At 69.9% G+C, this 12,175-nt stretch carries 11 protein-coding genes; all 11 read right to left on the reverse strand.

Translation table 11 applies throughout. The annotated features are described in order from the left end of the window. Positions 1-40 precede the first annotated feature (40 nt). The 11 genes from TR33_RS06885 to TR33_RS06935 all read right to left on the reverse strand — a co-directional run bounded on the left by TR33_RS06885 (position 41) and on the right by TR33_RS06935 (position 12,163). Complete coding sequence (locus tag TR33_RS06885; RefSeq protein WP_017534634.1) at positions 41-619, reverse strand: amino-acid N-acetyltransferase; 579 nt, start codon at positions 617-619, stop codon at positions 41-43. Between the two features lie 122 nt (positions 620-741). Further along, positions 742-1,053 (reverse strand): LuxR C-terminal-related transcriptional regulator, encoded by a 312-nt coding sequence (locus TR33_RS06890; RefSeq protein WP_014908395.1) that lies wholly within the window; start codon positions 1,051-1,053, stop codon positions 742-744. Positions 1,054-1,751: 698 nt separating this feature from the next. Beyond that, positions 1,752-3,254 carry a bifunctional lysylphosphatidylglycerol synthetase/lysine--tRNA ligase LysX gene (lysX, locus tag TR33_RS06895; RefSeq protein ID WP_014909234.1) on the reverse strand — a complete coding sequence of 501 codons (1,503 nt, stop codon included), beginning with the start codon at positions 3,252-3,254 and terminating at the stop codon, positions 1,752-1,754. A 105-nt stretch (positions 3,255-3,359) separates the two neighbouring features. After that, on the reverse strand, positions 3,360-4,142 hold the full coding sequence (locus tag TR33_RS06900; protein ID WP_014912894.1) for a type III pantothenate kinase: 783 nt from the start codon (positions 4,140-4,142) through the stop codon (positions 3,360-3,362). Between the two features lie 64 nt (positions 4,143-4,206). Beyond that, positions 4,207-6,801, reverse strand: a complete 2,595-nt coding sequence (locus TR33_RS06905; protein ID WP_017534632.1) for an L-aspartate oxidase — start codon at positions 6,799-6,801, stop codon at positions 4,207-4,209. Positions 6,802-6,929: 128 nt separating this feature from the next. Next, on the reverse strand, positions 6,930-7,808 hold the full coding sequence (gene panC / locus TR33_RS06910; RefSeq protein WP_042282206.1) for a pantoate--beta-alanine ligase: 879 nt from the start codon (positions 7,806-7,808) through the stop codon (positions 6,930-6,932). Positions 7,809-7,873: 65 nt separating this feature from the next. Then, positions 7,874-8,758: a Rossmann-like and DUF2520 domain-containing protein gene (locus TR33_RS06915; protein WP_014909730.1), complete on the reverse strand. Its 885-nt coding sequence runs from the start codon at positions 8,756-8,758 to the stop codon at positions 7,874-7,876. A gap of 253 nt (positions 8,759-9,011) precedes the next feature. Then, positions 9,012-9,242 carry a hypothetical protein gene (locus TR33_RS06920; RefSeq protein ID WP_014910087.1) on the reverse strand — a complete coding sequence of 77 codons (231 nt, stop codon included), beginning with the start codon at positions 9,240-9,242 and terminating at the stop codon, positions 9,012-9,014. A gap of 426 nt (positions 9,243-9,668) precedes the next feature. Continuing rightward, positions 9,669-9,911 (reverse strand): chaplin family protein, encoded by a 243-nt coding sequence (locus TR33_RS06925; RefSeq protein ID WP_014911011.1) that lies wholly within the window; start codon positions 9,909-9,911, stop codon positions 9,669-9,671. Between the two features lie 239 nt (positions 9,912-10,150). Continuing rightward, positions 10,151-11,557: a PH domain-containing protein gene (locus tag TR33_RS06930; protein WP_042282208.1), complete on the reverse strand. Its 1,407-nt coding sequence runs from the start codon at positions 11,555-11,557 to the stop codon at positions 10,151-10,153. Between the two features lie 111 nt (positions 11,558-11,668). After that, on the reverse strand, positions 11,669-12,163 hold the full coding sequence (locus TR33_RS06935) for a PH domain-containing protein (protein WP_042282618.1): 495 nt from the start codon (positions 12,161-12,163) through the stop codon (positions 11,669-11,671). Positions 12,164-12,175 lie beyond the last annotated feature (12 nt).

Here is a 12,175-nt window from a genome sequence, read left to right on the forward strand (position 1 = left end):
GGACGTATGGGAAGGAGGACCTATCCGTACCCTAAAAGCTTTACTTCGAGACACCTCGGGACTCGACGTCGAGGTGTAGGAGCATCCGGGTGTTCCCGAGCGTGTTGGGTTTGACCCGTTCCAGGTCGAGGAATTCCGCCACACCCTCGTCATAAGAACGGAGGAGTTCCTCGTAGACACGGAAGGAGACCGGTGTTCCCTGGATCGGGGCAAAGCCGTGCCGTGCGAAGAATCCCGTCTCGAACGTCAGACAGAACACTCGACGAACACCCAACTCCCGCGCCGTGTCGAGCAGGGCGGTGACGATACGGTGACCGACCCCGAAACCGCGGAGCGAGGGATCCACCGCCACGGTCCGCACCTCGGCCAGGTCCTCCCAGAGAACGTGCAGAGCGCCGCAGCCGACCACGGAGCGCACGGCCTCCCCCACCGGTGCCCCTTCGGGGGTCTCGGGCACGATCTCCGCCTCGGCCACCCAGAACTCCTGGATGTCCTCATAGAGGTTGACCGTGCTCTTGGAGAGCACGCGTCGGTCCACGGAGTAGGTGTCGACGAGACGGCGGATGTGGGTGACGTCGGGCGTGCGCGCCCGACGTACCCGAACATGACGAACGGGCATAGCCGGACCAGACTACGCCCACTCGAACCCTGACCGGAACGCTCTTCCTCCGGTATGCGGGACTCGTGACGTGTCGGCCCGGTATGCCCGTGGTCTCGCCCGTCCCCTCGGACGGGCCCGGCTCAGATGAGCTGGCGGCGGGCGGCCCAGACGACCGCCTCGATCGGTGTGTTCACCCCGAGCACATCGCAGATGTTGCGAATGCGACGGCGCAGGGTCCGGGCACTGAGTTCGAGGTGCCGAGCGGCCACTTCGGTGGTGACACCGGTGGCGATCTCGGCGAGCAGTTCCAGCTCCTCGTGGCTCAGCTCGACCGGGGTGTAGGAACCCCCGAGGGCGCTCTCCCGCCTGGCCAGGGGAACCACGTTCTCCCTGGTCTCCCGCGTGAGACCCTGCTCCTCAACGGTACGTCGTACGAGTGTGGCCTGTTCCACTCCGTCCTCCCTCATCCATGTGAGTGCGGAACATCGACTCGTCACCGAAGCGCGCGACCGACCGGCTGTCGGCGCGTGGTGAGCCCCGGCCATTCCGAGCGACCCTCGCGAACCCCTCTGGCACAGGGGTGGAGGTCGGTTCGGAGAGCACGGGTCGCACGGCCTCGGCTCTGTGATCTGGGACGGACAGATCACGCCGTCGGCTCGTGCGCGGGGGCCGGAGGACCGTTCTCGACCCGACCCCTTGCTCACCGTTGTTCTCGATCCACTTCGGCGAACTCGCGGACCAAAGCCCGCTCTCAGCACGCTAGGCGGCTCGGATGATACCGTCAAGGCCCAATAAATCACCATGGGTGATCACCCGGAGACACTGGGCCATAAAGTCGTGGAAGGCGTTGCGGCCTTTCCCTCCTGACCTGCGTGAACGATATCCCCCGAGAGACCTCTTCCTCACCCGAACGGGAAGAACGGAAAAAGTCCTCTCTGTCCGAGAGGCCATCACGTTCTGGCCCGGAGTTCGCTCCACATGGCCGAAAGGTGAGCCATATCGCGTGCCCCACACCATGGGGCGGGAGGGGATCGGTATATGGAAGGGGCCACCGCGTCTATGACGCGACGGCCCCTTCCGGGTCTTTCGGTCCTCCCCTATGGGGATCCGCTTCGCATCCGTTCGCCCGAAAGCGGACGGACGTTCTCGGTCACTCCCCGGAGGGCTTCACGATCGGGAAGAGAACGGTCTCCCGAATGTTCTTTCCGGTGAAGGCCATGAGCAGACGGTCGATACCGACGCCCACACCACCGGTCGGCGGCATTCCGTACTCCAGGGCCCGCAGGAAGTCCTCGTCGAGCTGCATCGCCTCGGGGTCGCCCTCGGCCGCCATCAGCGACTGTTCGGTGAGGCGACGGCGCTGCTCGACCGGGTCGACCAGCTCCGAGTAGCCCGTGCCCAGCTCCATCCCGAAGCCGATGAGGTCCCACTTCTCGGTGAGCAGCGGGTCCTCGCGGTGCTGACGGGTGAGGGGGCTCGTCTCCAGCGGGTAGTCGCACACGAAGGTGGGCTGGATCAGCGTGTGCTCCACCAGCTCCTCGAAGATGTGCTCGACCAGCTTGCCCTGACCCCAGGCCGGGTCGAACTCCACATCGCGGGCCTCGGCCAGCCGCCGGACCTCCTCGATCGGCGTACGCGGGGTGACCTCGGCGCCGACCGCTTCGGACACAGCTCCGTAGAGGGTGATCCGCGGCCATTCGCCGCCCAGGTCATAGGTCCGACCGTCGCGCTCGACCATGGTGGTGCCGAAGGCGGCGAGCGCCGCGTTCTGGATGAGTTCGCGGGTCACGTCCGCCATGACGTTGTAGTCGGCGTAGGCCTGGTAGAACTCCAGCATCGTGAACTCGGGGTTGTGCGTGGAGTCCGCGCCCTCGTTCCGGAAGTTCCGGTTGATCTCGAAGACCTTCTCCAGCCCACCCACGACCAGCCGCTTGAGCGACAGCTCCGGCGCGATGCGCAGGTACAGGTCCATGTCGTAGGCGTTGATGTGGGTGGTGAACGGACGCGCCGTGGCGCCACCGTGCACCCGCATCAGCATCGGGGTCTCCACCTCGATGAAGTCGCGGTCGCTCAGCCCCTCGCGGATCGCCCGGATGGCGGCCGAACGACGGCGCACCATCTGCTGCGACTCGGGGTTGACGATCAGGTCGACGTAGCGCTGCCGGACCCGGGCCTCGGGGTCGGTGAGACCCTTGTGCTTCTCCGGGAGCGGACGCAGGCACTTGGCCGTGAGCGTCCAGGAGCTCACCAGGATGGACAGCTCTCCGCGGCGCGAGGTGATGACCTCGCCCTCCACACCCACGTGGTCGCCGAGGTCGACGTCGGCCTTCCAGGCGTCGAGACGCTCCTTGCCGATCTGGTCCAGGGACAGCATGATCTGCACGTCCCCGGTCTCGTCGCGCAGGGTGGCGAAGCACAGCTTGCCACCGGTGCGGTAGAGCATCACACGGCCGGCGATGGCGACCTTGTCCCCGGTGTGGGTATCGGGCTCCAGGCCCTCGTGTTCGTCGCGCACGGGACCGATCGACGCGGTCCGCGGGAAGTTCACGGGAAAGGGGTCGATGCCCTCCTCCCGGAGACGGTCCAGTTTCTGTCGCCGGACCCGCATCTGTTCGGGCAGGTCGTCGTAGGTGTCGTCGTGCGCGTCATTCACGGCCACGATCCTACCGGCGTCGGGCACCCCGGCCGAACGGAGACGGCGGGGCCCGGTCCGACCCCGCGGTGTCCGAGGACGTGCGGGGCCGGACCATCGGGCGGGTCAGCCGACGTTGCGTTCGAAGACCAGGCGCAGCCCCGTGAGCGTGAGCCAGGGTTCGTGGACGTCGACGGTCTCGCATTCGCCGATCACCGTGCCCGCGAGACCGCCGGTCGCGACGACCGTGACCTCGTCGGGGTTGTCGGTGAGCTCGGAGACCATCCGGTCCACGATGCCGTCGACCTGTCCGGCGAAACCGAAGACGATCCCGGACCGGAGGGCCTCCGTCGTGTTCTTGGCGATCGCCGCGCGCGGCCTGACGATCTCCACCATGTGCAGCTGGGCGCCCCTCCGGGACAGGGCGTCCACGGAGATGTCGATGCCCGGGGCGATGGCCCCGCCCACGTACTCGCCCTTGGCGCTGACCGCGTCGAAGGTGGTCGCGGTCCCGAAGTCCACCACCACGCTGGGGCCGCCATAGAGGTGATCGGCGGCCAACGCGTTGATGATCCGGTCGCTGCCCACCTCCTTGGGGTTGTCCATACGGATCGGCACCCCGGTCTTCACCCCCGGTTCGACGATCACAGCGGGCAGGTCTCCGAAGTGCCTGCGGAACATCTCCCGCATCTCGTGCTGGACGGAGGGGACCGAGCAGCACATGGCGATGCCGTCGACCTCCCCCAGGTCGCTCAGGGCACTACCGCCGATGAGCCCGCGCAACACCACGGCCCACTCGTCCGCGGTACGCCTGGTGTCGGTCCCCACCCTCCAGTGTTCGAGAAGATCGTCGGAGTCGAAAAGCCCGAGCACCGTCTCGGAGTTGCCGACATCGATCGCGAGCAGCATTCTGGGGGCCTCATCCTTGGTCGTCGTGGTGCCTACCCAAGGAATCTTCCACCACGTAGGGCCTTCAGAACAGATCGAGCGCGATATCCAGCGCGGGGCTGGAGTGGGTCAGGGCCCCGACCGCCAGATAGTCGACACCGGTGGCGGCCACCTCCGCGGCCACGTCGAGGGTGAGTCCACCGCTGGACTCCAGTCGTGCCCGGCCGTCGACCAGGGCGACCGCCTCCTTCAGCCGGTCCGCTGGGAGGTTGTCCAACAGGATCTCCTCGGCCCCCTCCGCCAACGCCTCCTCGATCTGGTCGATCCGGTCCACCTCGACCTCCAGCGGAAGCCCGGGGAAGCGCTCGCGGATGGCACGGACGGCCGCGCCCACCCCTCCGGCGGCGACCACGTGGTTGTCCTTGATCAGACCCGCGTCGGAGAGGCAGTAGCGGTGGTTGACCCCGCCTCCGCAGCGCACGGCGTACTTGTCCAGGGCGCGCAGGCCCGGCGTGGTCTTGCGGCTGTCGCGGATCCGGGCACCGGTGCCGGCGACCGCGTCGACCCAGGCGCGGGTGGCGGTGGCGATGCCGGACATGTGGGTGAGCAGGTTGAGGGCGGTGCGCTCCGCCGTGAGCAGGTCGCGGCTGCGGGCGGTGACGCTCATGAGGACGTCGCCGCGCGCGACCGTGTCACCGTCGGCCACCTCCCGGGTGACCTCCAGGGCCCCCTCGGCGACCAGCCAGAACACCAGCTCGGCCAGAGGAAGCCCGCTGATCGTGCCGTCGGCGCGCGCCACCACCTTCGCGGTGCGGACCTGGTCGGCGGGGATGGTGGCCACGGTCGTGACGTCGATGCGCGGGCCGGCGGTGAGATCCTCGCCCAAGGCGCGCAGGACGGTGTCCACGTGGGACTCGTGCGGGGCCGTCCAGGGCAGTGTGAACTCGGATCGGGCCCCCGGGTCGGGGGCCGGTCCGGCGAGCGGAAGGGAGATGGAGTCGAGTTCGGCCACGAGGGAGGCCGGGAGCGAGGGTCGCCGCTCCTCGTCGGTGGTCACGGTGATGTCCCCTTCTTCCAGTCGGACGATCACGGGTCGCGTACGCGACCCTGGTCGGGGTTCGGGCGCGTCGGAGCGCTGGTGGGATCCCCGGCTCTCCTCACGCCCCAGGGCGGCCGCGGCCACGAGGCGGGCCACGGTGAGCAGGTTGGTGGTCTCCCAGGCGGCCGTGTCGGGGACGGCCGGCCCCGGCTCCACCGCGAGGGCCTCCAGTTCGTCGACCAGGGTCCGCAGCCCTCCCCCATCGCGCAGGACCCCGGCGTGCCGGGACATCAGGGTTCTGACACGGGGTGCCAGCGAGGGCGAGGCCAGTGTGACGGTGGACCCGGTCGTGACGGCCGAGGTCGGAACGGCGCCGGGCTCGGTGGCGAGGCGGGCCGCGATCCGGTCGGCGTACACCAGCCCCTCCAGGAGGGAGTTGGAGGCCAGGCGGTTGGCCCCGTGCACACCGGTCCGGGCGACCTCGCCCACGGCGGACAGGCCGGGAACGCCGGTGCGTCCGTCGACGTCCACCTCCACGCCTCCGGAGGCGTAGTGGGCCGCGGGGGCGACCGGGATCGCCTCGGTCAGGGGGTCGATGTCGTGGGCCCGGCAGGAGGCGAGGATCGTGGGGAAGCGCCGTTCCCAAGTGACCCGACCGAAGTGACGGGTCTCCAGGTAGACGTGGTCGGTGTTCTGCTCCGCCATCACCCGGGCGATGGTGCGGGCCACCACGTCACGAGGGGCGAGGTCGGCGAGTTCGTGCACGCCCCGCATGATCCGACGACCCTCACCGTCGACCAGGTAGGCACCCTCACCGCGCAGCGCCTCGGAGATGAGGGGCTGACGACCGCGCGCCTCCGCTCCGAGCCACAGCACGGTGGGGTGGAACTGGATGAACTCGAGGTCGCGCAGGCGGGCTCCGGCGCGGGCCGCCAGGGCCGGACCGTCTCCGGTGGACACGGGAGGGTTGGTGGTGGCGGCGAAGATCTGGCCCATGCCACCGGTGGCCAGGACCACCTCGGAGGCCAGGACCGAACCCACACCGTCGCGTTCGCCCTCGCCCATGACGTGCAGGGTGACCCCTTGGACCCGGCCGGTATCGGGGTCCCTGAGCGTGTCCAGGGCCAGGGCGCGCTCGACGATCTCGATCCGCTGCTCCTCACGGACCGCGTGGACGAGGGCACGCTGGATCTCGGCCCCGGTGGCGTCGCCGCCCGCGTGAGCGACCCGATCGGCGCGGTGGCCGCCCTCACGGGTCAGGGAGAGGTCCCCGTCGTCGTCACGGTCGAACTCGGCGCCCACGCCGATGAGCCAGCGCAGGGCGTCCGGGCCCTCGGTGGCCAGGAGGTTGACCGCGAGCGGGTCGCACATCCCCGCCCCGGCCATGTGCGTGTCTACCATGTGGGCGACCGGACCGTCCTCGGGCGCCATGGCGGCGGCGATCCCGCCTTGGGCGTAGGCGGTGGAGCCGGTGGACAGCCGATCCTTGGTGACCAGGACGACGCGGCCCGTGTCGGTGCGTTGGACGTAGCGCAGCGCGGTGCTCAGGCCCGCGATGCCCGAACCGACCACCACCACGTCGGTGTGGAGGGCCCATCCGGGTTCGGGGGCGGGGAGGCGGGTCTGTCTGTCAGAACTCATCCGGGGTCTCTTTCGCGCGTCACCGCCGAAGGTCCGGGAGGGGTGACCACCGGGAACCTCGATCGGAGGGTTCGTCCGGGCGTCCCGTCGACGTCCGGGTCCGGGGACGGGCCCCGGGAACCGCACTGCTACAGGGTCACCGACACGTTGTCGATGAGTCGGGTCGCCCCCACACGGGCGGCGACGGCCAAGACGGCGGCCCCCCTGTGGTCGGCGGGCGCCTCGGCGAAGGTGGCGGGGTCCACCAGGGCGAGGTAGTCGGGTTCCACCGAGGGTGTGGCGCGGGACGCCTCGTCGAGGACGGCCCGGGCGGCGGCGCGTACCGCGTCGGCCCCCGCGTCGGCCGCGTCCGCCCCGGCGCGCAGGGCCCGGGAGAGCGACAGGGCGCTCGCGCGCTCGGCGTCGTCGAGGTAGACGTTGCGGCTGGAGGAGGCCAGGCCGTCGGGGTCGCGCAGGGTGGGCGCGCCCACGATCTCCACCGGCAGGTTCAGATCGACGACCATGCGGCGGACCAGGGCGATCTGTTGGGCGTCCTTCTCGCCGAAGACCGCCAGGTCGGGGCGGACCAGCTGGAAGAGTTTGGTGACCACCGTGAGCACGCCGGTGAAGTGCCCGGGACGCGAGGCGCCTTCCAGACGTTCCCCCATGGGGCCGGCGTCGACGGTGACCATCTGCTCGGCGGGGTACATGGTCTCGACCTCGGGGGCGAAGACCACGTCGACCCCCTCCTCGCCACAGACGGCGAGGTCGGCCGGCAGGTCGCGCGGGTAACGGTCCAGGTCCTCGCCCGGACCGAACTGGAGCGGGTTGACGAAGACACTGACCACCACGGTGTCGGCCTTCTCCCGGGCCAGACGCATGAGGGTCCGGTGCCCTCCGTGCAGGGCTCCCATGGTGGGGACCAGGGCCGTCCGACCCCGGCCGTCGAGCGCCCGGCGCAGCTCCGCCGGGGTACGCGCGACGAGGGGGCCCTCGGTGGTGGGCCGCTGCGGCGTGGCGTCGGTCATCGGTCTCTCCGTGATGGTGTTCTGCGATCGCGCGTGTTCGGCGCGCGTGGGTCGGATGCCCCGGTTCAGCGCCGCAGGACGTCGAGCAGACGCGCGGCGTCCTCGGGCTTGAGCAGCCCCGCGTTGATGGCGAGGTCCGCGGTGAGCCGGGCGAGTTCGACGTAGCTCGCCACGCTCTCGGGCGCGTTCTCCCGTAGCTGCTCGATGTGGCCGGCGACGGTTCCGGCGTCGCCGCGCAGCACCGGGCCGCTGAGTCCGTGGATGCCCAGGCGCAGGGCGTTGTCCAGGGCCGCGCTCAGCATCGGGGCGAGCACTCTTCCGGGTTCGGGGACCCCGGCGGCGGAGAGCAGGGAGGCGCTGTCGGCGACGAGGGTGACCAGATGGTTGGCGCCTCCGGCGAGGGCCGCGTGGTAGAGGGTGCGCTTGTCCTCGGCGATCCACACGGGTTCGGCGCCCATCTCGACCACGAGGGCCTCGGCGATGGGGCGCAGCTGGTCGGGCGAGGTGACCCCGAAGGCGCAGTTCGCCAGTCTTTCGACGTCCTCTTCGCGTCCGGTGAAGGTCATCGCCGGGTGCAGGGCCAGGGGGAGCGCCCCCGCGATGGTGGCGGGCGCCAGGATCCCGTAGCCGTGCGCTCCACTGGCGTGGACGAGGATCTTGCCGCGCAGGTCGACACCGGTCCCGGCGAGCCCCTCCACGAGATCGGGGAGGGCGTCGTCGGGGACGGTCAGCAGGACGAGATCGGCGGCCTCCACGACCCGAGCGGGTTCGAGGATCCGCGCGGTGGGGAGACGACGCTCGACCCGGGCCACCGACTCCTCGGAGACGGCACTGGCCGCGACGACCTCGTGTCCGGCCCGGCTCAGGGCGACGCCGAGGACGGAACCGACACGACCGGCCCCGATGACGCCGATCCGCAGCCGCGCCGGGCGCTCCTGTGTCGTCTCCATGTGCTCCGTGTCCTCCCCTGATCCGGCACGGCCGTGACTCCCGCGCCGTGGTCTGAGCACACGATAGCCCTCCCGGCCCGGTGACCTGCCGGCCCGCCCCCGGACACACGAGAACGGGGGCGGGCTCGAAGCCCGCCCCCGTTCCGTCCCTCGGTCCGCCCGTCCGCCTCGCGGTGGCGTTCGGGAGGCACCGGTCCCGGGCCGCCGTTCAGGGGTAAGGGGAGGCGACCCGGTCTCCGGTTCCGGTCCGAGGTCAGTGCTGGATGATCACCCCTGCGTTGTAGCAGGAGGCCAGGGACTTACCGAGCACGGCGTTGGCGTTGCCGCAGCCCTCGTTCTCGGCTTCGAAGTCCTTGATGTAGGTGTTGTTCCCACTGGCGTTGGAGCCCCAGGCTCCAGGGTGCGCCGCGGCCGGCGTGGCGGAGAGGATGACCCCGGCGGAAGCGAGGGTCAGGGCACCGACTGCGAGCGTCTTCTTCAGCACTACGTGTCTCCTTAGCCGTCCGGTCGGGGGGACCGCCGGACTCGCGGTGTTCCTCCTCGACGTCATGGTGACGCCGAGGAAGAAATTACCGACGAACGGCGCCGGAGAACATGCCTTGAGCTGCATCGATCACAAGAAATCCACACATGTTCACACTGAGTGTCCGATTCCTCGGGCTCCGATGCGGACAAAGGGAGAGACGTCATCTCATGTCCCTGTGCGCAGCGTCACCGCTTTTCGAGGTTCCAGACCCGCGACAATCCCGATTGTGGACGGCCGGTCCGTTTCCGCTCGAACACGGGAAAGGCGCCATCCCGTTCGCACGGAATGGCGCCTCACACGGAAAGCTCTCGGACCCCTATCGGAGGGACCGGTCGGGACGTCTCCGACCGGCGTTCGTTCGATCGGGCCGAGCCGCCGCGGCTACTACCAGTTCTTCACGGTGGCGCCGGAGTCGATGCAGTTGGCGCCGGAGACGCCCAGGATGGCGATGGAGTTGCCGCAGACGTTGATCGGCACGTCCAGGTCGGCGACGAGCTGGTTGCCGCCCAGGATCGAGCCGTTGCCGGAGGTGAACACGTCACTGTTGGCCATGGCCGGGGAACCGGCGAAGAGAACACCGGCGGCGGCAGCGGTGATGGCGGTGGCGGCGAAGGCCTTCTTCAGCATGAGAATCTCCCGTCAGGACCGTTCGGCGGGGGTGCCAAACGGTCGAAACCGTTGACGATGTGTATGACAGTGAACACTCGCCGTGTTCAGTCACCATTTAGCCATACTCAGCCGCCTCGCGTGGCCGGAATTCCGAAGAGATCGCCACCCCTGACCAGGAGAAACCACCCATAGTGAACAGACATGTCGGACATGCAACCCACAACCGGAACCACATCATCCCCTAGATGTGACACACGTCACAATGCCTCTCCGGGGGTGTCACCAGGGGTTTCCTCCGTTTTCTCGTCTTCGGAAGGGGCCGGCCCCCGCTCCGCGCGCATCGTCGCCCGTGTCGCCCACCGTTCCGTTCCCGCCGAAGGCACCCTGGCACGCCTTCCGTACTCGGCCAGGGCGTTCAGGAAGCGTCGCCCCTCCTCGGCGTCCCGGTCCGCGGCCCGCGCGGCCACCGGGCCGGGCGGGGTGTCCACGTCCACCGTGGCCCTCCCCCGCCATCTGGCCAACGGCCCCGCCGACAGCCGCAACGTCTGCATACGCTCCACCGGGACGATCTCCGTCACCCGGCAGAACAGCCCGCGGACGCTCACGAACAGGTGCTCGTCCACCCCCGCCGCGCTCGGCAACCTCTCCCGGTTGACCACCAACGGCACCACGGCCGCCTCGCTCCCCGGGAACATCTCGTTCACCAACGTGAACGCCCGGCTCCTCGGCGCCACCGGCAGCAGGTCGGACGAATCCCCCTGACGGGCCCCCGCGTAACCCGCCATCGTCGCCTCGACCCTGGCCACGCCCAGGGCCCGCCACAGCAGCGGTTCCACGATGCGCACCGCCTGGACCCGGCCCGGCGGGATCGTCTGCATACGACGCTGGAACATGCCGTACCGCAGCCGCAGGCCGTCCGGGGACAACGACGCGTAGAAGTCCGTGTACCGGGCCAACGGGCCCCAGTAGTAACGCAGCAGCCCCAGGGCCAACGGGACCACCGCTCCCAGCACCCCCGCCTCCAGGAACACCACGAACGCCGTGCCCAGCATCAACAACAGGATGAAGGCCAGCAGGATCGGCACCCGGAAGGTGAGCGCGCCCAGCAACAGGGGGAAGGGCAACCGGTAGAAGGGGCGTTCCGGAGCGTCCGGGGAGCGCCCCGGCAGGCCGGCCGCGTGGGCGAGCACCGCCGTCCGCATCCGTTCGGCGAGCTCCCGCGGCAGGTAGTGGAGACGGATCGCGCTCCCGTCCCCGCCCGCCAATTCGATGCGCAGCTCCGCCACCCCGAACACCTGCGTCAACAGGGGGCGGACCACGTCCACCGCCTGGAGCCGGCTGAGCGGGATCTCGCGCGAACTGCGCAGGAACAGCCCCCCGTGCACCACCAGGTGGTCCTCACGGAGCCCGAAGGTGCCGTACCACCAGGAGGGCAGGGCGTAGGCGAGGGCGCCGAACACCACCGCCACCGCCATCAGCAGCACCCAGGCATGGCCGAAGGTGCTCAGAATCGGCCCCACCAGGGCCACGAACACCAGGGTGACCGCGATGACCCGCACCGGAACGATCATCCAGTGCGAACGGAACACACCCGTGGTGACGTCGTCGCCCGGCCTCGGCGGCGGAGGAGGAGGCGTCCCCTGCCCCGGTCGGGGCGGAAGCATCGTCGGGTTCCGAAACGACGGCGGATACGGGAACCCCGCCGGAGGAGGCGGAGGAGGGGTACCGCCTCCGGGCGGCACCCACCCCGGCTCGTGCTGAGGTGGTCCGTGCACTTACAACCCCGTGGAGAAACTCTCGCTGCGCGCCGCGAGCCGGTCGCGCAACTGGACGGCCTCGGACAACGGGAGCCCCACCACACGCGTGTCCGCGGCGCTCGCCGCCGTTCGCACACGCACCGTCGCGATCCCCAACGCCTGCTCCAGCAGGTTCGTGGTGACGTCCACGACCTGCATACGCCCGTAGGGGACCACGACCAGCCGGCGGACCAGAACCCCGTAGGACAGGTACAACTCCGCGGACGCCTCCGCGTACCCCCACGAGCGTTGGGAACTCCCGGCCAGGAACCACAGGGCGACCCCGGCCACCAGCCACAGTCCGAGCCACACGCCGAGCGCCCACACGGGCAGCCCCCACAGGAGCGCGAGCACGCCTCCACCCGCGCCGGCGGCAAGACAGACGGCCACCGACTCCAGACGCAGGTACCAGGCCAACCCTGTCGGGATCCTCCTCCAGGGAACGCCCTCCGGGGCGGCGAAGGCCACGTCCACGGAACGCCGCGG

Source organism: Nocardiopsis alba, from assembly GCF_000710955.1.
Taxonomy (GTDB): Bacteria; Actinomycetota; Actinomycetes; order Streptosporangiales; family Streptosporangiaceae; genus Nocardiopsis; species Nocardiopsis alba.